We start from the raw sequence: 24834 nt of genomic DNA on the forward strand, positions 1-24834 counted from the left end.
TTACGTCATTCTGCGGCGACAGGCGCGGCCCCGAGGACCGCCCCGATGGCCTCGGGTTGGATGTCGTCATGTTCCGCGATGACCACGACCCGGCTGACGCGCGCCTCGTCCGGCTTCCACGGGCGGTCGTACTGATGACGCACCCGCGCGCCCACCGCCTGCACCAGAAGGCGCATAGGCTTGCCCTTGACGGCGGCATACCCTTTCACCCGAAGGATGTTCTGCTCCTTCGCGAGGCGCTCGATGGCGGCGACCAGCTGGGCGGGACTGTCCTGTTCCGGCAGCTCCACAACGACCGATTCGAAGTCGTCGTGCTCGTGATCGTCGTGGTCGTCGTGATGCGAGGGGCGCGCGTCCATGTCGTCCTCTGCGGCGGCTTCCAGCCCGAGGATCACGCGCGGGTCGACCACACCTTCGGCCACTTCGACCACCGGCAGCGGGCGCGGTGCCTCGGCGGCGATGATCGCCTTGGCCTTCGCCACGCCTTCGGGTCCGGCGAGGTCGGGCTTGGTCAGCAGGATGATGTCGGCGCAGGAGATCTGGTCCTCGAAGACCTCGCTCAGCGGCGTCTCGTGGTCGATGCTGTCGTCGGCCAGACGCTGCGCGTCCACCCGCGCCACATCGGGAGCGAAGCGGCCCGCCGCCACGGCCTCCGCATCGGCCAGCGCGATCACGCCGTCGACGGTGATCTTCGACCGGATGTCGGGCCAGTCGAAGGCTTTCAGAAGCGGCTTCGGCAGGGCGAGGCCGGAGGTCTCGATCAGGATGTGGTCGGGGCGCGGGTCGAGCGCCATCAGCGCCTCGATGGTGGGGATGAAGTCGTCGGCCACGGTGCAGCAGATGCAGCCGTTGGCGAGCTCCATGATGTTCTCGGCCGGGCAGTCGGGGATGGCGCAGGATTTCAGGATGTCGCCGTCCACGCCCACGTCGCCGAATTCGTTGACCACCACGGCCAGGCGGCGGCCGCCGGGGTTCTGCATCAGGTGGCGCACCAGCGTCGTCTTGCCGGAGCCGAGGAAGCCGGTGATCACGGTGACGGGGAGTTTGGCTAGATCGGTCATTCAGTCGGCCTCCACAGGGGTGTTCGGGGTCAGGGGCGGAATACGCGCCACGCAGTTGCGCTTGAAGTGTTCGGGACGCTCGCGCCACGGGATCAACCCGTCGCCGGTCGCGTGATAGCGCGCCGCGCCGTCGAGCAGCATGTCCGGATGCGACGCCTCGTCGACATTCCCGAACACGTAGGTCCAGCGGTCGCCGCCGCGCAGGGCGACGGTACAACCGGCATCGCAATTCTGCAGGCATTCGACGGCGGTCAGGCGCAGGCCCTCGGGCAAAGGCCGGTCGGCAAGGGCATCGTAGAGCGCCTGCCCGGGCCGGCGGTCGTCGGCGGGGATGTCCTGCCCCCGGCGGCACTTCACGCAGACCAGAAGTTCGGTCTCTGACGGCATGGCGACCTCGCGCATCTGGGGGGACCTTGAGCGGGGCACGGGCCAAGACAGGCCCTCTCCCGACCCCGGATCACCCCGTCCGGTTTCGTTCCTCCGCCCCTTCCACGGCGCGGCCACTGGCAGGTCTCCCGGCTTGCGGAACTGGGCGGCAGGCAGTCCTGCCGATCCCAACGGAACCCGGCCTTCCCGGCGATGTCGCCAGTGGCTTCGGGCCCTTTCCGGTCACGGTCGCGGGGGCGGCTGCGCCTGACCCCGACGCGGGGCTGCGCATTCCCTTTTCACCTGCTAGACACAGGCACCAGCACTCCGGCTGATGCGCCGGACGCCCGGCAATGTCAAGGAGAGCCCGCGCCATGAGCGAAGACGAAAACGCCCGCCACACCGAAAAGATGAAGAAGATCAAGGCGGCCCGCGACCGGATGATGGCGACCAAGACGGAGGAGAAGGGCCTGATTATCGTCCATACCGGGACCGGCAAGGGCAAGTCGTCCTCCGGATTCGGCATGATCATGCGCTGCATCGCGCATGGCATGCCCTGTGCGGTGGTGCAGTTCATCAAGGGCGCCTGGCCCACCGGCGAAGGCACGTTCCTGCGCGAACGCTTCGCGGCGGAGTGCCGGTTCTTCGTGTCGGGGGAAGGGTTCACGTGGGAGACGCAGGACCGCGAACGCGACATCGCGGCGGCGCAAAACGGCTGGGAGATCGCCAAGACGCAGATCCTCGACCCGGAAGTGCAGTTCGTTCTGCTCGACGAGATCAACATCGCGCTGCGCTACGACTATCTCGACATCGACGACGTGGTGGGGTTCCTGCTGGAGCAGAAACCGCCGATGACCCATGTCTGCCTGACCGGGCGCAACGCCAAGCCCGAACTGATCGAGGCGGCGGACCTCATCACCGACATGACGCTTGTCAAACACCCGTTCCGTGAAGGGGTGAAGGCGCAGAAGGGCGTCGAGTTCTGAGATTGTGGCGCCGGATTTCGGCTCGCCTGCGGCGACCCGACCCGCTGGGGGTTCCCCCCAGACCCCCAAGGTATTTGGACCAAGATGAAGGCAAGACTTCTTTAATCGGAATCGGAGAGGCTGGCCGGGCGGTACAGGGAGAGGTCCCGATGACCGCCCAAGGTGAAGGCACCGCGCCTCCCCCTTCGACGAAGGCCCGAGGCGCGGTGTCCGACCCGCCCCTTCATCTTGGCGAAAAATACCTCCGCCGGAGGCATCCTGTCCGGGCCGTTTGCGCCGTTTGACGTGTGGGGACGTGCGTCAGGGAAACGGGCAGGCTGTTCCGGCTGGATCAGTGGGCGCGGCGAGCGGAATTTCTGCAATGCGCTCTCTGCCCCTGGTGCCTGTCTTCGGAATTGGGTGAGGCCGGGGCGTCCCTGGGAGCGGCGCCGTGTGGATGGCGTTGCGCCTGGCCTGGGGAAGGTCGACGTTTAGCTCATTGCTTGCCACCACGGGACATGACCGGTGCGCGAAGATTTCCGGTAGCGGTCAACGAGACAACGGACTTGCTTCGGCGGTTCTTGCCGGAACGAACAGTGGCCGGTCGTGGGTTCGCGGGCGGGCGCTTCGGCATGCCAAGATGGTTTCGGCGCGTTGACCCTGCGTTCAAGGCTGGTAACGGTGGATGTCACTATCCCGAAACCAGCGAGGACCACCGCCAGATGTTCAGGAAACGGCTGCAGGACGCCACCTCCCGTCACGAGGAGGTCTACGGCTTCTACGAGAAGATCTATACCGTCATCGACCTCTGCGCGGGGCTCGCGTTTCTCTTCGGATCCATCCTCTTCTTCTGGGAAGACACGCAATACCCGGCGACCTGGCTTTTTACCGTGGGCTCCGCCCTGTTCGTCGCGCGGCCGGCGTCGCGGTTCGCCCGGGAGTATCACCTTGCGCAGCTCCCGCTGCCCGGGGATCGTGACCCGGAATGACGCGCGCCCTGATGCTTCAGGGCACCGGGTCCAACGTGGGCAAGTCGGTGCTGGTGGCCGGGCTATGTCGGGCGGCGCTGCGGCGCGGCCTCTCGGTGGCGCCGTTCAAGCCGCAGAACATGTCGAACAACGCCGCCGTGACAGTCGACGGCGGCGAGATCGGCCGCGCGCAGGCGTTGCAGGCGCGGGCCTGCGGGCTGGAGCCGCTGACCGACATGAACCCTGTTCTGCTGAAACCGGAGACCGACGTGGGATCTCAGGTCGTGGTGCAGGGCAAGCGGCTGGCGACGGTGAAGGCGCGCGAATACGCCGCCCTGAAGCCGCAGTTGCTGGGTCATGTCCGCGAGAGTTTCGCGCGGCTGAAGGCGCGCCATGACCTGGTGATCGTCGAGGGCGCGGGTAGCCCGGCAGAGGTCAACCTGCGCGCCGGCGACATTGCGAACATGGGTTTTGCGGAGGCCGTGGACCTGCCCGTCGTGCTGATCGGCGACATCGACCGCGGCGGCGTCATCGCGCAGGTGGTGGGCACGCAGGCGGTGCTGTCACCCGGCGACAACGCGCGGATCGAGGGCTTCCTGATCAACAAGTTCCGTGGCGACCCCTCGCTTTTCGACGACGGCTATGCGCTGATCGAGGCGCGCACCGGCTGGCGCGGCTTCGGCACCGCGCCGTGGTTCGCCCATGCCTGGAAGCTGCCTGCCGAGGATGCGCTGGACATCCGGGCCCCCGTGCGGCAGGAGGGGCTGCACATCGTCTGCCTGCGCCTGTCGCGGATCGCCAATTTCGACGACATGGACCCCCTGGCGCAGGAACCGGGTGTCCGGCTGACCATGCTGGGCCACGGAGAGCCGATCCCCGGCGATGCCGATCTCGTGGTCCTGCCCGGCTCGAAGAGCACGCGGGGCGACCTTGCCTTTCTGCGCGATCAGGGCTGGGACATCGACCTTGTCGCGCATCACCGGCGCGGCGGCCATGTGCTGGGGATCTGCGGCGGCTTCCAGATGCTGGGACGGCGGGTGGCCGACCCCGACGGTATCGAGGGCGCGGCGGGCGAGACGGCGGGGCTTGGCCTTCTCGACGTCGACACGGTGATGACCGGCGACAAGCGCCTGACCCGCGTGGACGCGCGACACGCCGCGACCGCCCTGCCCTTCGCCGGATACGAGATCCATATCGGGCGGACGACGGGCACGGATTGCGCGCGGCCCTTCGCTTTCGTCGATGGCCGCCCCGAAGGCGCCTGTTCGCCGGACGGGCGCGTGACGGGCAGCTACCTGCATGGCATGTTCACCGACGACGCCTTCCGCGCCGGATTCCTGAAGCGGTTCGGGGTGGCCTCGTCGCAAGCCTACGACGCGACGGTGGACGCGACGCTGGATGCCCTTGCGGACCACCTCGAAACGCATCTCGACGTGGCGGGACTGCTGGCGGCGGCACGCTAGGCTCAGCGCAGGGCGGCCTCCACAATGGGCCATTCGTCGTGGCCCGGCAGGCCCAGCCGCAGCCATGTGGCGCTGTAGGGGAAGACGCGGCTCCAGACATGGGCCTGCGCCAGGCGGTCCTGTGCCGCCGTTGCATCGGGCACCTCGTAGGTCCGGAAGAGCGGGCAGCCCCCCGCCAGCGGCCAGCCGCGCGCCATGGCGAGCGCATCCATAGCGGCGCAGTCGCGGTCGAGCCGGGCAATGGTTTCGGCCTGCCATCCCGTGTCGGCCAGTGCGGTACAGGCGATCTCGATCGCGGGGCCGGAAACGGGCCATGGCCCGGCCATCGCCCTCAGCCGGTCCGCCAGCGGCCCGGTCGCCAGCGCGAAACCCAGCCGCAGCCCCGCCAGCCCGTAGAACTTCCCGAAGGAGCGCAGGACCACCACGTTGTCGCGCAGGCGGTGCAGGTCGGGGGCGATGCAGGCACCGGGCGTTGCGTCGCCGAAACTCTCGTCGACCACCAGCAGGCCGACCTGCTCGGAGAGCACGGCTATCGCTTCGGTGTCCAGCACGCGGCCATCGGGGTTGTTGGGCGTGACCACCACGGCAAGGTCGGCGCCGTGGAGCGCGTCGGGGGTGGCCACATCCTCAACCGTCCAGCCGAAAGCGCGGAGGCAGGCGGCGTGTTCGTTGTAGGTGGGCGTGAGAACGCGGGCGGTGCCGGGCGCGGCAAGGAAGGGCACGGCCTGGATCGCAGCCTGCGCGCCCGCCAGTGGCACGACGTCGGCGCGGGTGGCGTAGGCTCGGGCCGCGACGCTGCGCAGAAGGTCCATGTCGGTTCGGGTCGGCAGCGCCTGCCATGCCTGCGGAGGAACGTGCGGCACCGGGTAGGGCACGCGGTTGATGCCGGTGGACAGGTCGATCCAGTCGAGCGCCACGCCACCGAAGCGTCTGATGGCGGCGTCGAGGTTGCCTCCGTGATCGCGTGCCATGTGGTTCCTTTCGTGTCGCTAGAGGACCGCGAGCGCAAGGAGCAACCCGCCCGCCAGCGCCATGCCCCGCATGTAGGTCCGGAGCGCCCGGCGCATGTCGCGCGCCGCAGGGTCCGGAGCGCCGGCGTTCAGCCACGGCTCCTCTACCCGGTGGGTGGCGTAGACGCGCGGGCCGGAAAGGCGCACGCCAAGGATGCCCGCCATCGCGCCTTCGGGCCAGCCCGCATTGGGCGAACGGTGGGCGGCGGCATCCCTGCGGACGACGCGCGACGCGTGCGCCAGGCGGCGCGGCGTGCCCAGGGCAAAGAGCGCGGCGGTGATGCGCGCCGGGATCCAGTTCACCCCGTCGTCGAGCCGGGCCGCGGCTTTTCCGAAGGCCTCGTAACGGTCCGTGCGGTGGCCGATCATCGAATCCATCGTGTTGATCGCCTTGTACCCCACGATGCCCGGCAGCCCCAGAACGACACCCCAGAAGAGCGGCGCGATCACCCCGTCCGAGGCGTTTTCGGCCAGGCTTTCGATCCCGGCGCGGGCGACGCCGCCGGTGTCGAGCTGCGTGATGTCGCGCCCGACGATCATCGCCACCGCCTGTCGCGCCCCGTCGAGGTCGCCACCGCCCAGCGGACGGGCGACCTCTGCCACGTGGTCATGCAGGGAACGGACGGCAACGAAGGGCCATGCGAGCAGGCCGGTCAGCGCAACCCCGGCCCAGCCGCCCGGCAGGATCAGCGCGACAAGCGCGGCAAGGGCCATGGGAAGTCCCGTCACCAGAAGGACGGTCAGCGTGCCGAAGACGATGCGCCTGTTGCGTGGGCCTGCATTCCAACGCTGTTCGCACAGCGAGATCAGGTTGCCGATCCAGACGACCGGATGACCGACGCGCTTGTACAGCGGATCCGGCCAGCCGATCCCGGCGTCGAGCACGAGCGCCACCAGCATCGTCGCGGCGAAGCTCATGGGCGCTGTCCGGTCGTGAAGTGCAGCACTTGCGTGAGGCCGGCCTCACGCAGTGCGGGTTCTGCCGTGGCGGGGACCGCGCCGGGGGCGAAGATCAGACCACGCGCCGAACCGGTGTGCGCCCGCACCACGCCAAGCGCCTTCAGGTCGCGGGCCAGTCCGGTCATCGGGTCGCCCGGTCCGCGCAAGGCGTCGCAGCGGGTGGCCGAAGCGGTGGCGATCCCGGCCGCGATCCCGAGGTCGGCTTCCGTTACCGCGCGGCGCCAGTCGGTCACAAGATCGTCCACCTCGGGAAAGGCGTGGTCCGCCGGGTCGGTCCGCGTCGGGGCCCCCCAGAAACCGCCGACCACCTCGCAGCGGGGCGGCGCGGACAGACGTTCGACGATGCGGCCCTCGCGGGACGCCCAGAGCAGCCGGTCGGGATCGGGAAACATCAGCGGATCGCAGGCGCCTTCGACGGAAAGGCAGGCGCGGGCGATCTGCTCTGCCGTGGCGTGCGGCGCGACCGCCCGCGCCCCGGCCACCAGCCATGCGGTGGAGGCCCCTGCCCCGCCGCCCGGCGGCATGTCGCAGGCAAGCTCTGGCCAATGCGCGCTGTCTGTTCCAAGCGCCGCGCAGAACCGCTCCACCGAGTCCGCCGGGAAAAGCGCGGGACCCGCGGCGGGTGACACGCGCAGCACCGGGCAAGGACACGTCACCAGAACCACTGGCCCGTCGGGGCCGAGCCGCCCCTGCAGCCATTCGCCGAAGTGCCCGGCCACGTCTGTCATGCGAAGACCCGGTTCACGCTGCGCACCGAGACAGGCGCTCCGCGCCAGACGCCTAGGCGGGTGACCGACAGCGGCGCGATCTCGAACGCCAATGCGCCGGGCACATGCCCCGTGACCAGCGCAAGCGCCGCGCGAATCACGCCCGCATGCGCCACGACCGCCACCGGCGCGCCGTGGTCCCGGGCCATGCCTGCGGCGTCCTGCAGGGCCGGTGCCGCCCGCGAACAGACGTCGGCGAAGCTTTCGCCGCCCGGCCAGCGGTGCGCGGCCAGCGCGTCCGGAGATATCTCGCCAAGGTCGGGCAGGTGCTGCAGCGCGCGCCCCTCGAAATCGCCGAAGTCCTGCTCCCAGAGGCGGGCGTCTTCCGTAGGCTCGGCGTCGGGCCAAAGCGCCTTTGCCGTCTGGCGGCAGCGCAGCGCCGGGCTGACCACGACCTTCGCCACCCGCCCCGCCCCCTGGCGCAGCGCATGGATGGCGTCTGGGGACAGCCGGGCCGCAACGTCGCGTCGTCCGTTCAGGACGCCCGGCTCCGCCACCGGCGCATGCCGGATCAGGACCAGTTCCGGTCGCTCTTCGCCCATGCCCTGACAGTCCCCCGGATTTCCACTTTCCATTCCGCGCCGAACCTGCTTTTTCACGGCGCCATGAAAAAGTCGATACTGATCACGGGCGGCGCCCGCTCCGGCAAATCGGCCCTCGCCGAAAGGCTGGCGCTGTCGCGTTCCGGCCGGGCGGTCTATATCGCCACCGCCGAGGCCCGTGACGACGAGATGCGCGACCGGATCGCGCAGCACCGCGCCCGCCGGGGCGCCGGGTGGACGGATCACGAGGCGCCGCTCGATCTTGTCGGAACGCTCGACGCCACGGACGGCGACGCACCGCGCCTTGTCGACTGCCTCACGCTTTGGCTGACGAACCTGATGCTGTCCGGCGCGGACTGGCGCGCGGCTGGCACGGCACTGGCCGAGGCCCTGCCCCGGCAGACCGCCCCCGTGGTGCTGGTGACCAACGAGGTCGGTTCTGGCATCGTGCCCGACAACCGGCTTGCGCGCGAGTTCCGCGATGCCGCGGGCTGGCTCAACCAAACCATCGCAACCGCCTGCGACGAGGTCTATCTCTCGGTCGCGGGCTGCCCTCTGAAGGTGAAACCCGATGACGTCTCTCTCTGACCTGAGCACGCTGGCCGACGTTGCGGCCCTCGCCGCCACCTTGCCGGAGGCCGATCCCGCCGCCCGCGAGGCCGCCGATGCCCGCCAGATGAGCCTGACGAAGCCGCCGCGCGCGCTGGGACGTCTGGAGGACCTGGCCGTCTTCATGGCCGGATGGCAAAAGACCGACCGCCCCTCGATCACGCAGGCGCAGGCGCTGGTCTTTGCCGGAAACCACGGGATCTGCGCGCGGGGCGTGAACCCCTTCCCGCAGGAGGTGACGGCACAGATGGTCGCGAACTTCCGCAGCGGCGGCGCGGCGATCAACCAGCTGTGCCGCGCGTCCGGGGCCGATCTCGATGTCGTCGAACTGGACCTCGACACACCCACCGCCGATTTCACCGCCAGACCGGCCATGACCGAGGATGAGGTGCTAAAGGCGATGAAGATCGGTGCGGCCGCCGTGCCCGCGACGACCTCTGTCCTGGTGCTGGGCGAGATGGGGATCGGCAACTCCACCGTCGCCGCAGCCCTTGCCGCCGGGGCCTTCGGCGGTGCGGCTGTCGACTGGGTGGGCCGTGGCACCGGTTCCGACGCGGCAGGCAAGGCGCTGAAGGCACAGGTGATCGAAGACGGCCGCAAGCTGCACGCGGATGCCGCGGGGCTGGCGCTGCTCATGGCCTACGGCGGACGCGAGCAGGCGGCGATCTGCGGCGCGGTGATCGAGGCCCGCGCCCGCCGCATTCCGGTGATCCTCGACGGCTACATATGCACCGCCGCCGTCGCGCCGCTGTTCGCGCAGGACAAGCGGTTCCTCGACCATTGCATCGTCGGCCACCAAAGCGCGGAACCGGGCCACGCCCGCCTTCTGGACGCAATGGAGAAGGCGCCGGTCCTGACGCTGGACATGGCGCTTGGCGAGGGGTCGGGCGCGGCGCTGGCGCTGGGGGTGCTGCGCGCGGCGCTGGAATGCCACAATGGCATGGCGACCTTTGCCGAGGCGCAGGTCTCGGGCGGATGAGCACGGCGCGCCGCCTCGACCAGATCCGGCTGGCGGTGATGTTCCTGACCCGCCTGCCGGTGGGCACCCTGCCCGATCCCGTGCCGACGCTGGCCGAGGCACGCTGGGCCTTTCCGCTGGCGGGCCTGCCGGTGGGGCTGGCCGGGGGATTGGTCTTTGCGCTGGCGGGCTGGGCCGGGCTGGCGCCTTTGCTCGCTGCCGTGCTGGCGCTGGCGGCGATGGTCATGATGACCGGCGCGCTGCACTTCGACGGGCTGGCGGATGTGGCCGATGGGTTCGGCGGCGGACGCGATGCGTCCCACGCGCTGGAGATCATGCGCGACAGCCGGATCGGCAGCTATGGCGCTGTGGCGCTGGTGTTGACGGTGGGCGCATGGGCGGCGGCGCTGTCCGGCCTGACGCCCGCACGCGGACTGCTGGCGCTGGTCGCGCTGTCGGTGCTCAGCCGACTTGCCATGCTGGTCTTGCTGGTGGAGCTGCCATCGGTGCGCGCCAAGGGGCTGGGCCAGTCGGCCAGCGCTTCCGACGGACGCCCCTACCTTCCGGGCGCGCTTCTGGCCGTGGTGCTGATCCTGCCGTTGGGGGGCAGCGGGCTGGCCGCGCTTTGCGCCGTGGCGGTGACCGCATCGCTCGTGGCGTGGCGCGCGCAACGGCGGATCGGCGGGCAGACCGGCGATGTCCTGGGGGCCGCGCAACTGCTGTGCGAAACCGCCGGGCTTGCCGCGCTGACGCTGGGATGACCTGACCGATAGACGACGACTGCGGGCCGCACCTGCGGGCACCGCACACCAGAGGAGGACACCACCCATGCCATTTTTCCAGCCGCCAGAGTTGCGCCACGCCTTCGACCTGACCGTCGAGCTTGATCCGATCCGGGAAATGGGGCGTGGCCGTACCGGGCGCCGCCGGATCATCCCGATCGTCGGCGGCACGTGCGAGGGCGACCGCATCAAGGGCCGTGTCCTGAACCTCGGCGCCGACTGGCAGACGATCTGGGACGGCGGGGTCTCCGAACTCGACACCCGCTACGGGATCGAAACGCATGACGGCGCGACCATCGAGATCATCAACTACGGCCGCCGCTTCGGACCGGAGGACGTGATGGCACGCGTCGCCGCGGGTAAGGACGTCGATCCGGCGGAGTACTACATGCGCACCCACTGCCGCCTCGAAACCGGCGACCCGCGCTATGCCTGGGTGAACGCGCCGCTGTTTCTGGGCACAGGCGGGCGCAGGGCGGCCTCCGTGGTCATCTCCTTCTACGAGATCGCCTGAGGTCGAAGCTCCCCGCCGCCCTAGGGATGCGACTGGCGCAGCGCCCCTGTACCATGCCGCCAAGGGCCAGTTGACCACGCGCCGGCAAAGCCAGCGCGTGGTCGCCGCCGTCAGGCGGCGAGACCCTCAGATCTTCAGGATGCGTCGTGCGTTTTCCTTCAGGATCAGCGGTTTGACTTCGTCCTTGATCCCGATGGTCTCGAAATCCTTGAGCCAGCGGTCCGGCGTGATCGCCGGCCAGTCCGACCCGAAGAGCATCTTCTTCTTCAGGATCGAGTTAGCGTATTTCACGAAGATCTCGGGGAAGTACTTCGGCGACCAGCCCGACATGTCGATGTAGACGTTGGGCTTGTGCTGGGCGACCATCAGCCCCTCTTCGGTCCAGGGGAAGGACGGGTGCGCCAGAACGATGGGCGTATCGGGGAAATCCACCGCCACGTCGTCGATGTGCACCGGGTTGGAATACTTCAACCGCATCCCCATGCCACCTTTCATCCCCGATCCGACGCCCGTCTGGCCGGTGTGGAACAGCATGATCCCGCCTTCTTCGGCGATGGCCTCGTAGACGGTGTAGGCCGCCTCGCGGTCGTTCGGAAAGAAACCCTGCATCGTCGGGTGGAACTTGAACCCCTTGATCCCGAACTCCTTCACCAGCCGCCGCGCCTCCCGCGCCCCCGCCTTGCCCTTGTGCGGGTCGATGGAGGCGAAGGGGATCAGGATGTCGTCGTTCTCGGCCGCGATCTGCGCGACTTCCTCATTGGAATAGCGGCGAAACCCGGTCTCCCGCTCCGCGTCGACCGGAAAGATCACTGCGCCGATCTTGCGCTCGCGGAAGTACTCCGCCGTCTGCTGGACCGAAGGCAGCATCCCCTCCGCCCCCGCCGGGTTCCGGAAATACCGGGCCATCCCGGCCTGGAACTCGTCATAGCCGTCGTCGCGCGGGCCGCAGCACGGCTCCTCCGCGTGGGTGTGAAAGTCGATGGCGATCAGATCGTCGATGTTCATGGTGCCTCCCTGGGGTCGCGGCCAGACAATCACGCCTCTGCGCGCCGTCCAACCGGAAACATCCGCCGCCCCGTTCCGCGTGTCCCGAGGATTCAGACGGCGATTATTGTTTCCTAGTAGACAAAATATCGGATTCGAGTCAACGTGGCCGTAATAGCCCGGCGGCAAACGACCGGGTCGGCTAAAACGCCAGGAGGAGAAATGACCACAACACCGCGAGAGGTGTCCTTCTGGACGCCGCGCCTGACCGTCGACCGCCGCGCGGACGGCACCATCCTGCTTGGCCAGGAAGAACCGCTCGGGGCCTATCCCGACCACATGGGCCAGCGCTTTGCCCGTTGGGCGCGTGAGACGCCGGACCGGATCTGGATGGCCGAGAAATCCGGCGACGGCTGGGCGACCCTTTCCTACGCCAAGGCTTGGGCCAGCATCCGCGCCATCGGCGAGGCACTCGCCCGCCGCGGCCTGACGCAGGACACACCGGTCCTGATCCTCTCCGGCAACTCCATCGCCCACGCGCTCATGGCGCTCGGCGCGCAGCACGTGGGCGTGCCCTCCGCCGCCCTCGCCCCCGCCTATGCGCTGACCGGCGGAGACTACGCCAAGCTGCGCGATATCGCTGCCCAGATCTCGCCGGGCCTGATCTTCGCCGACGACGCGGCCCCCTACGCCGACGCGATCGCGACGGTCTTCGGCGCAGAGGTGCCCGTGGTCTCGCTGACCGGCACGGTGGAGGGGCGCGAGACGCTGTCCTTCGACGCGCTGACAGCGACACACCTGACCGACGCAGAGGCCACCGCCGCCGCCGCCGTCACCCCCGACACCGTGGCGAAGTTCCTCTTCACCTCCGGCACAACAGGCTCGCCCAAGGCGGTGATCCAGACCCAGCGCATGCTCTGTTCCAACCAGCAGATGGTGCAGCAGTGCTTCACCTTCCTGAAGGAAACGCCCCCCGTGGTCGTCGACTGGGCGCCGTGGAACCACACCGCCTCGGGGAACAAGGTCTTCAACATGGTGATCTACAACGGCGGCACCTACTACATCGACGACGGCCGCCCGACGCCCAAGGCCATCCACACGACGATCGAAACGCTGCGCGACATCTCCCCAACCTGGTACTTCAACGTGCCGCTCGGCTACCAGATGCTGCTCGACGCGTTCGAGACCGACACGAAGCTGCGCGACACCTTCTTCAAACGCATCCAGATGCTGTTCTACGCCGGCGCGGGCATGTCGCAGCCGGTCTGGGACCGACTGACCCGCGTCTGCGACGAAATGGTGCCGGGCGGCGTGCTGCTGACCTCCGGCTTCGGCGCGACGGAAACCGGCCCCTTCTCGGTCACCAACACCGCGCGGCAGTCGAAATCCGGCAACCTCGGCCTGCCCGCACCCGGCGTGACCCTGAAACTCGTGCCGCAGGGCGACAAGATGGAGGCCCGGGTGAAAAGCCCCTCCATCACCCCCGGCTACTGGAAGAACGCGGCCCTGACCCAAGACGCCTTCGACGAGGAAGGCTTCTACCGCTTCGGCGACGCCTTCCGATTCGCCGACCCCGACGACCCGTCGCAGGGCCTGCTGTTCGACGGCCGGCTGGCGGAGAATTTCAAGCTCGCCTCCGGCACCTGGGTGGCCGTCGGCCCGCTCCGTGCGAAACTCACCGACGACCTCGGCGGCCTTGCCTCCGACGTGGTGATCGCGGGCGAAGGCCATACCGAACTCGGCGCCCTCGTCGTGCCGAACCGCGCCGCGCTGCGCGAGATCGCGGGCGAGGACATCGAGGGCGAGGAACTGCTGGGCCACCCGGAGGTCCGAAGACGCACCGCCGAGCGCCTCGCCGCCCACGCAAAGGCCGCCACCGGCTCCGCGTCCCGGGTAATGCGGATGATGTACATGTCCGTGCCGCTCGACTTCGACAAGGGCGAGGTCACGGACAAAGGCTCGATCAACCAGCGCGCCGTGCTACGGCACCGCGCCGACCTCGTGGACTCGCTCTGGTCCGAGGATCCCCGCGTCATCCACATCCTGAAATCCTGAGACCGGCGCCCGGTTCCGCCTCCGCAATGTCATGTGCACAACCTTGCCCCTTCATCTTGGCAAAAATACCTGCAGCGCAGGCAACGCCGCCCGCGACGGAGGCCGGGCAGACGCGACCTCCGCGCGCCAACGGCGCGCGACCGTCGGGTCGGCGCAGGGATTTCCGGAGGAAAGCCCGCACACCGATCCGAAACCCGTTTCTTCGAAAGGCAAGCCCCCCGCATGACACCTGAAACGCTCCTCTCCCTCCTGAACGCGACGCCCGGCTGGGCGGCGCAGGCCGCGGCCGCCGACCTCGACGACACCGCAACGCTGCAGATCCTCTCGGAGGCGGCGAAGGTCGCCGGGACCACGCTCGCGCCGATGGCCGCCAGGGCCGACGAGACAGGCTGCCGGGTCGAGCAAGGGCGGGTCAGGACGCCCGAAGGCTACGGGGACGCCTTCCGGCAAATGGGCGCGGACGGCTGGATCGCGTCCGACCTGGGATCCGATCTCGGCGGTATGGACATGCCGCTGGCGCTGCACGCGGCGGCATCCCTGCCGATGGAGGGCGCGGCCCTGCCCTTCATGATGCTGTTGGGCTCCACCCGCGCGGCGGCACATTGCCTTGCCGCCACCGCGCCGGACCTGGCGGCGGAATGGTGCCCGAAACTCGCCTCCGGTGAGTGGGCGGCGACGATCTGCATCTCCGAGCCGGACGCCGGGTCGGACGTGGGCCGCATCCGCACGAAGGCCATGCCTGCGGGCGACGGCTGGACCGTCTCGGGCACGAAATGCTGGATCAGCTTCGGCGATCACGACATGGCGGAGCGCATCGGACACCTCTGCCTCGCCCGGACCGGCGCGCCGGAGGACGGAACGCGCGGCCTGTCGCTGTTCCTCGTGGCCGACACCCTGGACGACGGCACGCGCAATGGCATCTTCGTCGAGCGAATCGAGGAGAAGCTGGGCCTGCACGGTTCGCCGACCTGCGTCCTGCGGTTCGAGACCGCCGAAGCCAGCCTGATCGGCACGCCCGGGCGCGGGTTGCCTGCCCTCTTCAACATGATCGAGCTGATGCGACTGCAGGTCGGGGTACAGGGCGCGGGCGTCGCCGCAACATGCGCCACGCTGGCGCGGGACTACGCCGATGACCGACGCCAGGGCGGCCGCCCCGACGCGGCCCCTGTCGCCATCGCGTCGCACCCGGATGTGCGACGCCAGCTTTGGCAGATGGAGGCGCGCGCCCTGATCGCAACGGCGCTTGTCGTGGAAACCGCCGTGACCCTGGGCGACGCCCATGCCGGCAACACGGAGGCAGCGGCGCTCTCGGCCTTCCTCCTGCCGCTGGCCAAGACCTTTGGCGGCGAGCTGGGGCAGGCGAATGCGGATGCCGCGATCCAGGTGCTGGGCGGCGCGGGTTACACGCGGGAATGGCCCGCCGAGCGGCACTTTCGCGATGTCCGCATCACCACGGTCTACGAAGGCACCACCGGCATGCAGGCCCAGGACGTGCTGTTCCGCCGTTTGCTGAAGGACGGCCCGGCGATCCGCGCGGCCCTGCTGGCCCGGCTCGACGGCGGATCGGTCTTCCCGACCCTGCTGGCACGGCTGGATACCCTCGTCGAGCGCCTGTCCGGCGCAACGCCCGCAGCGCAGGCGCTTGCGGCGGACGCGGCCCTGCGCGCCGCCTGGGAGGTGGTCGCCGCCGGGCTGGCGGAACGCCTGCGGGCCGCGCTCGGCCAAGAGGATGCGCTGGACCTGTGGCTCTTTGGCGCCGCGGCGCGGATGGGCGTGGCAGAAGCATCCGTGGACTGGGCGTTGGCGGTTTCGGATCGCTGACGCGATCCGACCCGCGCGCCCTGCGGGCGCGCGGGATGGCAGGCGGATAACCGTGCGACGACGCCCGGCATCGGGTCGGTTGCGCCGTTGCAGGGCAGGTATTTTTGCCAAGATGAAGACAGGGGCCTTGCCCTGCCGGATCGGCGCGTCGACGGCGTCCGGTCAGCAGTAGTCTTCCGGCCCCACCGATTGCGCCGCCGAGTAGCGTGCGCCGTGGCACCAGCCCACGGGCAGCCTGCGTTCGATCTCGGCCAGGGTTTCAGGCGGCAGGTTCATCTCTGCGCCCGCGACTAGTTCCGCGAAATGCGCGGTGCTGCGGGTGCCCGGGATCGCATGGATGGCGGGGCTCTTTGCAAGCGTCCAGGCGATGGCGAGAGATGCAGTCGCCACGCCCATGTCGGCCGCCATATCGCGCAGAGGGGCGCTGGCGGCCAGATTCCGTTCGAGGTTGCCGCCGATGAAGCGTGGGTTGGCCGAGAGGAAACCGCTCGCCGCGACCCGCTCTGCCGTCGGTGGCGTGTCCGACAGAAGCGCCCGCCCGACCGGCGAGAAGGCGACCAGCGCCGTGCCGAGGTCCTGGCAGGCCTGGATGAGGCCGAGTTCAGGCAGCCGCGTCTGGAGCGAGTATTCCGACTGAACCGCGGCCACCGGCGCCACGGCGGCGGCGCGCCGGAGCGAGGTGGGTGCGATCTCGGAAAAGCCGAAGGACGCGATCTTGCCCTTCGCCACGAGTGTGGCGAGAAACTCCGTCACCGTTTCGATCTCGTGCCGGGGATCGCGCCGATGGACATAGAACAGGGCCACCCGCTCCACGCCGAGGCGGCGCAGGCTCTGGTCCAGTTCCGCCTCCAGATGTTCGGGCGCGTTGTCGAAGCTGCGCCGTCCCTCAGCATCCTTGGTGATCGCGGCCTTCGTGGCGATGGTAAAAGGCATGTCGCCTTTCCCCGCGTAGCGCTTGAGATAGGCGCCGATGGTCTCTTCGGAGCGGCCCATGCCGTAGACGTTGGAGGTGTCGAGGTGCGTCACGCCCGCGTCGAGCGCCGCGTCGAGCACGGCATGCGCCTCTTCGACGCTGACCGGACCGTAGAAGTCCGAGAAGGACATCGCACCCACGCCCAGTGCGGCGACTTCCGGTCCGCCAGCCCCCAGTCTCCGTTTCAGCATCGGCCGCGTCCTTCGCTTGTTCCTGTCCGCGACCATCCCCGAAAACCGCGCCCGCGCCAAGGCTACACGGCCATGTTTCCGGGTGTCGGGACGCCGGCGCCTGCCTGAGGGTCCTGTCAGACGCGTGCGCCCTGGGCGATCATGCGGGGGGCTTCGTTCAGGGCCTCTCGGGCGAACCCCGCCGCCGCCTTGTAGCCCGCCATGAAGGCGTCGCGTTCCGCTGGCGGGATGACGGTGTCGATGTCGTCGAATTCTCCGCCGCAGCGTTCGTCCACCATGTTCAGGAGGCCAAAGGGACCGGCGCCGCGATTGCGCAGCACTAGCTGGCCCACGGGTTCGGCAAGGCGCGCGTCGTAGGCGGCCAACGCCGACGGACCGACGCCCTCGGCCAGCAGGCATTGCCCCAGGGTACGCGCGTCGATCACAGCCTGGCTCGCGCCGTTGGAGCCGGTAGGGTACATCGCATGGGCCGCGTCGCCCATGAGAGCCACCCGCCCATCGACCCAGGTCGGGATCGGATCGCGGTCGATCATCGGGTTCTCGTAGGCGATGTCGGCACGGGCCAGCAAGTCGGGAACATCCAGCCAGTCGTAACGGAAGCCTTCGAAATGATGGGCGAATTCAGAGATTTCGACCGGGCGGAACCAGCCGCTTTCGCCGCGGCCCTCGCTCTTGTCGACAACGAGTTCGGCGATCCAGTTGACCGTGGCCAGCCCGTCCGCGTCCGGCGCGGAGATCGGGTAGATGACCATCCGGTGGCGGTGCGTGCCCAGCCCCACGAAGCTGGAGCCGGTGCGGATCGGGGCCGCGCGCGTTGTGCCGCGCCACATGATCGCGCCGCCCCAGTGGATCGGCGGCTGGTCGGGGTGCATCTGCGCACGGGTGGCGGAATGGATGCCCTCCGCGCCAATCAGCAGGCTGCCACGGGCCCGGACCTCGCCGGCTTCGGTCTGCATCACCAGCGTGACGCCCTCGTCGTCCTGTGCATAGCCGACGGAGGCATGGCCGGTCCGTACCGCGTCTTCGCCCGCCCGCGTGCGGAAGGCTTCGAGCAGTGCGATGTGGAAGGCGCCGCGATGCACCGCGTACTGCGGCCAGTTGTAGCCGGCTTCGAGCCCGCGCGGCTCGGCGTAGATGTCGTTGCCGTTCAACCCGACCAATGCCCATTCGCGCGCGGGCACGCCGACGCGGTCCAGCACCTCCGGCCCGATGCCCAGGTCGTAGAGTTCCCGGACCGCATTCGGTTGCAGGTTGATGCCCACGCCAAGCGGCTTCAGTTCGCGCACCTTCTCGTAGACGACGCAGGGCACGCCGATCTGGTGCAGTGTCAGCGCCGTCACGAGGCCGCCGATGCCCCCTCCGGCGATCAGGACCGGGTCGGTCATGTCAGCTCTCCATCTTCAGGTAGCGCCGAAGGAGCGTCTTCAGCTGATCCGCGTCCGCATTGCTGAGCGGAACGGGCGAGGCGCCCTCATGGATTTCGAACGACGGGCGGAGCGCATCGACACGGGCCGTGCCCGCCTCTGTCAGCCAGAGTTCCACCGACCGCTTGTCGCCTTCCGGCACGGTGCGCCGCACGAGGCCTTCGGCCTCCATCCCGTGCACCATCTTCGTCATGTGCGCCCGCTTGATCCGCAGCGCCTTCGCCAGCACGCCCTGGCGGACGCCGGGGTTCTCGGCCAGCATCAGCAGCACCGACCACTCGCCCGGACGCATCCCGGCGGATTCGAAGTCGCTGTAGAACTGGGCGAAACTGCGCAGCTGCGACAGGCGCAGCAGAAACCCGAGACTGTCCGCCAGCGGGCCGAACGCCAGGGCGTCATCGCCCTCAGGCATTGGGGTCCTGCACCTTGGCGGCGCGCTTTTCGAGGAAGGCGCGCAGGCGGTCCTTCGCATCGTCGGTCATGGTGGCAAGGCTCGCGACCATGGATTCGGCGAAGAGCCCGTCCTCCGACGACATGTCGGCGATACGCGGCAGGGCATTGATGATCGCGTAGTTGGTGAACTCGGCGTTGGTGGCCATCTGCTCGGCCAGAGCGACGGCCCTGGTCAGCGCCTCGCCCTCGGGCACCACGTAGGATACTCCGCCCCAGGCCTCGGCTTCGGTGGCTTTCAGAGCGCGCCCGGTCAGCATCATGTCGCCCATGCGGGCCGCGCCGATCAGCCGGGCGATGCGGACGGAGCCGCCGCCGCCCACGAAGATGCCACGCTGGCCTTCGGGCAGGGCGAAGAAGGCGGTCTGGTCCGCCACGCGGACCTGGGTGGACGCGGCCAATTCAAAGCCACCGCCCACGGCAGCGCCGCTGATCGCCGCGACGAAGGGGATTGTGCCGCGCTCGATCCCGTCGAAGACGGCGTGCCAGCGGCGCGACCCTTTCACGGCCTCGAAGAGCGGCTTCTCGGAATGCTCGGCCAGGTCGAGACCGGCGCAGAAATGTTTGCCATGGCCGAAGATCACCCCCGCGCGCGCTTCCTTCTGCGCGCGCTGGACGGCCTCGTGGATGGCTTCGACGAAACGGTCGGAGATCGCGTTTCGTTTGTCCGGACGGTTCAGTCCGATCAGCGCGACGGCGCCCTTGAGCTCGTAAGTGACGAGCGTCTCTGTCGTGTCCATGCGATCCTCCCGGGGCAGCCGTTTTCGGCGCCAGTTTGTTCACACGTAAACAATGTTGTCGAGTCGTGTCAACGCGGGAGCGTGCAGTTTCGGGGCGATAGGGGCTTCTGCGTGGGGGGGTCTGGCTTTGGCAGGTCCCGCCTGGCGCCGCCGCGGGCCCGTTGCCCACGCGATTACAGCCGCTATCCGGGCGCGCGTCCAGAGCGTTTCGGCCCATGGATGCCCCGTTCGGCGCGGGCGCGGCCTGCTTTCGTTTCAGCCGGGCGCGCGTTCCGCCCAGCCGGCAAAGATCTTTTCGAGCGCGACCACCACGTAATAGAGAACGATGCCAAGGAAGGCGAGCGCGATGAGGACGGCGAACATCAGCGGATAGTCGGAGTTGGTCTTTCCCGAGTCGAAGAGCGCGCCGAGCCCCCGCCCGTGGGGCGAGACGATCTCCATCAGGTTGGTGCCGATGAAGGCCAACGTGACCGAGACCTTCAGCGCGCCGAAGAACTCCGGCAGGGTCTTGGGCAGCGCGATCTTCCAGAAGATCGTGGTCTGCGAAGCGCCGAGCGAGCGCAGGATGTCGCGGTATTCCGGTTCGAGCGTCGACAGCCCGATGGAGATCGACACGGCGATCGGGAAGAAGGAGATCATGAAAGCGATCAGCACGGTGTTGAAGTCGTGCATGCCCACGAACATCAGGGCGATGATCGGCACGACGGTGGCCTTCGGGATGGCGTTGAAGCCCACCAGCAACGGGTAGAGCGCGTCGCGCATCGTGCGGGAAAAACCCATGACCATGCCGATGGCGACACCCACCACGATGGCCAGCAACAGCCCTGCCACCGTGCGCCAGAGCGTCTGCCAGCCCATCACGAGGAACAGCTCCCAGTAGCGTGTGTAGGCGGGCAGGAGATCCGAGGGCGAGGCCATCTTGTAGTTCGGCCAGCCCATGGCCCAGACCAGCAACTCCCAAAGCAGCAGGAAGACGATGACGGCGACGACCGGGGTGAGAAAGGCTTTGAGGCGCATGGCGGTTCTTTTCGGTCAGGCGGCGGCGCGTGTGGCGGCGTCGGAAGGTGAGTATTTTGGAAGCGGAGAAGCAGGGGGAAGCGCGCTTGCCGGAGAGGCGTGCCCTCAGGCAGCCGCCCTCCCCTGCGCGATCTCGATCTGGTGGCGCAGGATGCCCAGCATCTCGGCGGCCTCGGCGGTGTAGAGGTGATCGAGGTCGCGCGGGCCGGTGTCCGGGACGTCGAGCACATATTGCGTCCGCGCCGGCCGCCCCGAGAGCACGATCACCTGGTCTGCAAGGAAGATCGACTCCCGCAGGTCGTGGGTGATGAGCACGCCGGTGAAGGGCTCCTTCTCCTTCACCCTGTGCATGGTCTGCCACAGGTCCTCGCGGGTGAAAGCGTCGAGCGCTCCGAAGGGTTCGTCGAGGATCAGCACCTCGGGTTTGTGCACCAGCGCCCGGCAAAGCGAGGCGCGCTGGCGCATGCCCCCCGAGAGTTCGGAGGGGCGCTTGTCCTCGAAACCGGTGAGCCCGACGAGCGAGAGCAGGTGGCGCGCGCGGTCTTCCTGTTCCTTCCTCGACAGCTTGTTCGGCACGATTTCGAGCGGCAGGATCACGTTCTGCAGGATCGTGCGCCACTCCAGCAGAACCGGGTTCTGGAAGGCCATGCCGACGGTGGAGCGCGGCCCCTTCACCGGTTCGCCGTGCAGCCAGACCTCGCCGTGGTCCGGTTTCATCAACCCCGCGATCAGCCGCGTCAGGGTGGACTTGCCGCAGCCGGACGGTCCGACTACGGCGCAGAACCCGCCTTCGGGGACGGAGACGTTCAGGCCGTCCAGCACCGGCAAGGGGCCGTTCTGCGTCTGGTAGGTGTGCCGCACCTCCTTGATGTCGATCAGATTTGCCATGTGGCCCCCGCGCCCGGTCGTGTCATTTATAAAGGGGCCGGACCCCTGGCCCGGCCCGTTCGTAGGGTGGGGGTTCCGCCCGTCAGGGCGGGTTCCCCACCTGTCCTGTCATTCCAGCGCGAAGCCGCTGTCCGGCAGGTAGGCGTCTGTGAAATACAACGCCGCGTCCGGCTCGTTCTGGAACGCGTAGGTCAGTTTCATCTGCTCGATGGCGTTTTCCATGCGGGCGTCGTCGATCCCGCCGAAGCCGTTGGCCTGCGTCCAGTCGGTCACCACGTTGGCGTCGATGGCCAGTTGCAGGCGGCGCTCTTCCAGGCCGGCATCCGCGGCCGGGTTGCGCTCCAGCAGGCTTTCGGTGGCGCCCGCCGGATCGGCGATCGCATCCTTCCAGCCCATGGCGACGGCCTCGAGGAAGCCCTTCACGGCCTCCGGGTTCTCGGCAGCGAAGTCGGTGTTGACGATGATCGCATTGCCGTACAGGTCGACGCCGTGATCCGCCATCAGGATGGTCGAGATGTCGTCCTCCGGCACGCCCAGCCGCACGAGGTTGAGGAAGGACGAGAAGCTGAAGCCGGTCACGGAGGCCACCTTGCCCTCCGCCAGCATCGGCTCGCGGGTCGGAAAGCCCACCGGTTCCACCGTGATCGCGTCCATGTCGAGATCGTTCTCGGCGGCGAAGATCGGGAACTGCGCCCATGCGCCGTCCGGCGGCGGCGCGCCCAGCACCTTGCCTTCAAGGTCCTTCGGCGTCTCGACCCCCAGCGACTTGCGTCCGACAACCGCGAAGGGCGGCTTGTCGTAAATCATCATGACCGCCGTCACCGGCGCGCCGGGGTTCTGGTCGAGGAACTTGATGAGCGAGTTGATGTCCGCGAAACCCACCGGGAAGGCGCCGGTGGCGACCTTCGGAATGGCGTCGAGCGAGCCTTGCCCGGCGGTCACCTCCACCGTGAGATCGGCATCGCCGAAAAAGCCCTTGTCGATGGCGACGAAGTACGGCGCGGACGGCCCTTCGAATTTCCAGTCCAGTGCGAACGGCATGTCGGTCTCGGCGGCGGCCCCGGTGGAAAGTCCGGTGGCCAGCGACAGACCGGCGAGCGCGAACAGATTGCGATGCAGCACGGTGTCTCTCCCCTGTCAGGTTGTGTGCCCCCTTTTCGTCCGTCAGGGCGGGGGCCCGGCAATCACCCTGCCATGGCGCAGGCGCGCGGGTGAAGCGAAACGTGCAAAAATCGGGCACGCGTGCGCCTCGCGCCCAAATTTCGCGCAACGCCCCGCGTGCGCCTTTGATCGGGCCGCGCCGCCCGATCGGCTCCGGCGATCGCTCCGACAGGCACACGCGCCCGATCACTGCGGGCCGTCCGCAGCGCCTCCTACTGCAACAGACTGAACCCGACCGAAAAAATGACAAACACGCTTCCAAAACCCAACGCGGGATGTATCGTGAGCCACAATTGATCCATCGGGTTCCGCCGAGCCCGCTATTGAGGAACAGGTATTTCATGTCGGAAGCCGCCAAGCCCAAAGCCGCCAAGATCACGTCCGCCCGGGACTTTGTGAAGGCCCACAGCACCCCCGCCGAACAGACGGATGCCGAAACAAGAGGCACTGGCAAAACCGCGGGCCAGGCTTTTGCCGCGATCCAGGACAACCCGTTCTTCAGGATCATGCTCGACGAAAGCGCCACGCCGCAGGACAAGCTCGACCGGGTGACACAGGCCCTGACCTTCACCGACGACCGCGCGAAAGCGCGCGAGAACCTCGCCGCCTTCAACGCCTTCAAGGAATACCTGCAGTTCGAACGCAAGCGCATGGCGCAGGAAATCATCGCTCTGACCGACACGGAGGCCTTCGGCGAACTCAAACAGGTGTTCGAGGACATCAACACCGCGCTGATGACCTTCGAACGGCGTATCGGCCCGCTCACCGATATCGTCGACGCCGTCTACACGCTGCGGATGAACGGCGTGACCTTCGACATCTTCCAGGAGCTTCTGCAGGAGCGCGAGGACGAGAAGAAGCGATCCGGAAAGAGGGCTGTGCTGCGCGAACAGATGCTCGACCTCGAAGACAATATCCGAGCGCTGAAGGCCGAGAACGGCTTTCTCAAGGACGACCGCGGTTTCTTCGGCTTCGGCGGGGTGAAGAAAACGGCGCAGGACAAGATGGCCCAGAACGAGGTCGCCCTGGCGGCCGACACGAAGAAGCTGCAAGGCGTTCTGGCAGAGATGAAGGCGCTCGACGCCGGCGCCCCGCAAAGCGCGCGATACGCCGAGTTCGCGGCGGAAAAGGCCAAGCTGAAGGAATTGCTGGATATCACCTCGGAAGAGCACAGGGCCCGGCAGGAGGCGCTGGTGAAGTCCGCGCAGGATTTCATCGACACGACCGAAGCCCGGGTCTCCGGCGTGCTCGGTCACTTCAACGGCATGAACGGGCAGATCGAGAACCTCGACGAGGCCAATTTCACCATGCGCTCGATGTACGCGATCCTCTCGGACGCGACGAAAGAGGTCGATACCCGCAACGAAGCCCGCCGCGAAGAGATCCGCAAGGCCATCGATGGCGCCGCCAGCGATCTTGAAAAGCTTGGGCAGGAACGGCTGGAACGCGACATCAACGCCTATATCTCGAACCTGGGACGGTCGTCGGTGGACACCACGGCTGTGCTGGCGGAACTGACCGCCTCCGGCCACCGCATCCATTCGATGAAGGAAGCGAACGAACAGCAGGTCGCCAAGACCCGCCAGCTTCATACCTCCGGCGTTGCAGGCGTGGCGGACCAGCTGTCGACCGTTCTGCAGGCCGTCTCCGCTGCTGCCCTGGGCGAAAGCTCCGAAGCGGCGAAGATCAGCCTCGAACGTATGAACCGCACAACCGCGGAACTTGGCCAACGCGAAGTCATCCGCGTGGCGCTCGGCACGAAGGAGATCAACCAGGATCTGACGAACGCGTTGTCCGAACTCTCCGAATACGGCGAGACCATCCGGGCCGCCACCTCGATCACCCGTGAAGGCCTTTCGGAAACGCGCGATCTGCTCGCGAAGATCGAACGCCAGACCGCTGAGACACAAGCGGCGGTCAAGGAATCGCTCTCGGTGGCGGCGGACGTCGCGGGCGGCAAGGGCGGCGCCCGCCCCCCCGCAGCGGACGATACCGCAAAAGCGTCTGAAGAGCCGCAGACCACACCGAACCCGTTCGGTCTCGGCCAATCCCGGAACGGGTCATGACCCACCGAGTGATCACACTTTCCGGCCTCGGATCGCTGCGCGATCCGATCCGCCGGGGGCTCCGCCCCCGGACCCCCGGAGGTATTTCATCCAAGATGA

At 68.2% G+C, this 24834-nt stretch carries 24 protein-coding genes and 1 riboswitch; of the genes, 10 read left to right on the top strand and 14 right to left on the bottom strand.

Annotated features, from left to right (window positions below; genetic code table 11):
• Positions 1–5 precede the first annotated feature (5 nt).
• Positions 6–1061 (bottom strand): cobalamin biosynthesis protein CobW, encoded by a 1056-nt coding sequence (cobW, locus tag ABFK29_RS18265; protein ID WP_005859314.1) that lies wholly within the window; start codon positions 1059–1061, stop codon positions 6–8.
• The gene (locus ABFK29_RS18270) at positions 1062–1448 is read right to left on the bottom strand and encodes a DUF1636 family protein (protein ID WP_040604613.1); all 387 of its coding nucleotides are present in this window, start codon (positions 1446–1448) and stop codon (positions 1062–1064) included.
• 101 nt (positions 1449–1549) lie between these two features.
• Positions 1550–1766: riboswitch (cobalamin riboswitch) on the bottom strand.
• Positions 1767–1801: 35 nt separating this feature from the next.
• Between ABFK29_RS18270 and cobO the strand changes: the two genes are divergently transcribed.
• From cobO to ABFK29_RS18285, 3 genes are all read left to right on the top strand, one after another.
• Positions 1802–2413 carry a cob(I)yrinic acid a,c-diamide adenosyltransferase gene (cobO, locus tag ABFK29_RS18275; RefSeq protein ID WP_005859318.1) on the top strand — a complete coding sequence of 204 codons (612 nt, stop codon included), beginning with the start codon at positions 1802–1804 and terminating at the stop codon, positions 2411–2413.
• Between the two features lie 701 nt (positions 2414–3114).
• Positions 3115–3381, top strand: a complete 267-nt coding sequence (locus tag ABFK29_RS18280) for a YrhK family protein (RefSeq protein ID WP_005859320.1) — start codon at positions 3115–3117, stop codon at positions 3379–3381.
• Positions 3378–4823 carry a cobyric acid synthase gene (locus tag ABFK29_RS18285; RefSeq protein WP_005859322.1) on the top strand — a complete coding sequence of 482 codons (1446 nt, stop codon included), beginning with the start codon at positions 3378–3380 and terminating at the stop codon, positions 4821–4823. Before ABFK29_RS18280 ends, ABFK29_RS18285 begins: the two co-directional genes overlap by 4 nt.
• Positions 4824–4825: 2 nt before the next feature.
• Here ABFK29_RS18285 and cobD read toward each other — a convergent pair whose 3' ends face one another.
• The 4 genes from cobD to ABFK29_RS18305 are packed head-to-tail and all read right to left on the bottom strand — an operon-like array spanning position 4826 to position 8102.
• Positions 4826–5794 carry a threonine-phosphate decarboxylase CobD gene (cobD, locus tag ABFK29_RS18290; RefSeq protein WP_005859324.1) on the bottom strand — a complete coding sequence of 323 codons (969 nt, stop codon included), beginning with the start codon at positions 5792–5794 and terminating at the stop codon, positions 4826–4828.
• An 18-nt stretch (positions 5795–5812) separates the two neighbouring features.
• Complete coding sequence (gene cbiB, locus ABFK29_RS18295) at positions 5813–6751, bottom strand: adenosylcobinamide-phosphate synthase CbiB (protein ID WP_005859326.1); 939 nt, start codon at positions 6749–6751, stop codon at positions 5813–5815.
• Complete coding sequence (locus ABFK29_RS18300; RefSeq protein WP_005859328.1) at positions 6748–7521, bottom strand: hypothetical protein; 774 nt, start codon at positions 7519–7521, stop codon at positions 6748–6750. The genes cbiB and ABFK29_RS18300 overlap by 4 nt, the downstream gene beginning before the upstream one ends.
• Positions 7518–8102 carry a histidine phosphatase family protein gene (locus tag ABFK29_RS18305; protein ID WP_040604575.1) on the bottom strand — a complete coding sequence of 195 codons (585 nt, stop codon included), beginning with the start codon at positions 8100–8102 and terminating at the stop codon, positions 7518–7520. Before ABFK29_RS18305 ends, ABFK29_RS18300 begins: the two co-directional genes overlap by 4 nt.
• Before the next feature lie 63 nt (positions 8103–8165).
• Between ABFK29_RS18305 and cobU the strand changes: the two genes are divergently transcribed.
• The 4 genes from cobU to ABFK29_RS18325 all read left to right on the top strand — a co-directional run bounded on the left by cobU (position 8166) and on the right by ABFK29_RS18325 (position 10965).
• Positions 8166–8690 (top strand): bifunctional adenosylcobinamide kinase/adenosylcobinamide-phosphate guanylyltransferase, encoded by a 525-nt coding sequence (cobU, locus tag ABFK29_RS18310; protein ID WP_005859332.1) that lies wholly within the window; start codon positions 8166–8168, stop codon positions 8688–8690.
• Positions 8674–9690, top strand: a complete 1017-nt coding sequence (gene cobT, locus ABFK29_RS18315; protein WP_005859334.1) for a nicotinate-nucleotide--dimethylbenzimidazole phosphoribosyltransferase — start codon at positions 8674–8676, stop codon at positions 9688–9690. Before cobU ends, cobT begins: the two co-directional genes overlap by 17 nt.
• Positions 9687–10430, top strand: coding sequence for an adenosylcobinamide-GDP ribazoletransferase (cobS, locus tag ABFK29_RS18320; protein ID WP_005859336.1), 744 nt, complete (start codon positions 9687–9689; stop codon positions 10428–10430). Before cobT ends, cobS begins: the two co-directional genes overlap by 4 nt.
• 67 nt (positions 10431–10497) lie before the next feature.
• Positions 10498–10965 carry a DUF3237 domain-containing protein gene (locus ABFK29_RS18325; RefSeq protein WP_040604576.1) on the top strand — a complete coding sequence of 156 codons (468 nt, stop codon included), beginning with the start codon at positions 10498–10500 and terminating at the stop codon, positions 10963–10965.
• A gap of 126 nt (positions 10966–11091) precedes the next feature.
• On the opposite strand, the gene ABFK29_RS18330 is transcribed toward ABFK29_RS18325, so the two are convergent.
• Positions 11092–11970, bottom strand: a complete 879-nt coding sequence (locus tag ABFK29_RS18330) for a 4-hydroxyphenyl-beta-ketoacyl-CoA hydrolase (RefSeq protein WP_005859340.1) — start codon at positions 11968–11970, stop codon at positions 11092–11094.
• A 201-nt stretch (positions 11971–12171) separates the two neighbouring features.
• On the opposite strand from ABFK29_RS18330, the gene ABFK29_RS18335 reads away from it, so the two are divergent.
• Entirely contained in the window at positions 12172–14004 is a 1833-nt protein-coding gene (locus tag ABFK29_RS18335) for a feruloyl-CoA synthase (RefSeq protein ID WP_005859342.1), read from the top strand.
• A 222-nt stretch (positions 14005–14226) separates the two neighbouring features.
• Positions 14227–15825: an acyl-CoA dehydrogenase family protein gene (locus tag ABFK29_RS18340; RefSeq protein WP_005859343.1), complete on the top strand. Its 1599-nt coding sequence runs from the start codon at positions 14227–14229 to the stop codon at positions 15823–15825.
• A gap of 162 nt (positions 15826–15987) precedes the next feature.
• Here ABFK29_RS18340 and ABFK29_RS18345 read toward each other — a convergent pair whose 3' ends face one another.
• The 7 genes from ABFK29_RS18345 to ABFK29_RS18375 all read right to left on the bottom strand — a co-directional run bounded on the left by ABFK29_RS18345 (position 15988) and on the right by ABFK29_RS18375 (position 22630).
• Positions 15988–16989, bottom strand: a complete 1002-nt coding sequence (locus ABFK29_RS18345; protein WP_005859345.1) for an aldo/keto reductase — start codon at positions 16987–16989, stop codon at positions 15988–15990.
• 116 nt (positions 16990–17105) lie between these two features.
• Positions 17106–18374, bottom strand: a complete 1269-nt coding sequence (locus ABFK29_RS18350) for a flavin-dependent oxidoreductase (protein WP_005859347.1) — start codon at positions 18372–18374, stop codon at positions 17106–17108.
• A gap of 1 nt (position 18375) precedes the next feature.
• Positions 18376–18825, bottom strand: a complete 450-nt coding sequence (locus tag ABFK29_RS18355) for a MarR family winged helix-turn-helix transcriptional regulator (protein ID WP_005859349.1) — start codon at positions 18823–18825, stop codon at positions 18376–18378.
• Complete coding sequence (locus ABFK29_RS18360; RefSeq protein ID WP_005859350.1) at positions 18818–19603, bottom strand: crotonase/enoyl-CoA hydratase family protein; 786 nt, start codon at positions 19601–19603, stop codon at positions 18818–18820. Before ABFK29_RS18360 ends, ABFK29_RS18355 begins: the two co-directional genes overlap by 8 nt.
• Before the next feature lie 255 nt (positions 19604–19858).
• Positions 19859–20620 (bottom strand): ABC transporter permease, encoded by a 762-nt coding sequence (locus ABFK29_RS18365; RefSeq protein WP_005859352.1) that lies wholly within the window; start codon positions 20618–20620, stop codon positions 19859–19861.
• Between the two features lie 105 nt (positions 20621–20725).
• Positions 20726–21508: an ABC transporter ATP-binding protein gene (locus ABFK29_RS18370; protein WP_005859354.1), complete on the bottom strand. Its 783-nt coding sequence runs from the start codon at positions 21506–21508 to the stop codon at positions 20726–20728.
• A gap of 108 nt (positions 21509–21616) precedes the next feature.
• On the bottom strand, positions 21617–22630 hold the full coding sequence (locus tag ABFK29_RS18375) for an ABC transporter substrate-binding protein (protein ID WP_005859358.1): 1014 nt from the start codon (positions 22628–22630) through the stop codon (positions 21617–21619).
• A gap of 380 nt (positions 22631–23010) precedes the next feature.
• On the opposite strand from ABFK29_RS18375, the gene ABFK29_RS18380 reads away from it, so the two are divergent.
• Entirely contained in the window at positions 23011–24735 is a 1725-nt protein-coding gene (locus ABFK29_RS18380) for a hypothetical protein (protein WP_005859360.1), read from the top strand.
• The last annotated feature ends 99 nt before the right edge of the window (positions 24736–24834 follow it).

Origin of the sequence: Sagittula stellata E-37 (genome assembly GCF_039724765.1) — a bacterium.
GTDB classification, from domain to species: domain Bacteria; phylum Pseudomonadota; class Alphaproteobacteria; order Rhodobacterales; family Rhodobacteraceae; genus Sagittula; species Sagittula stellata.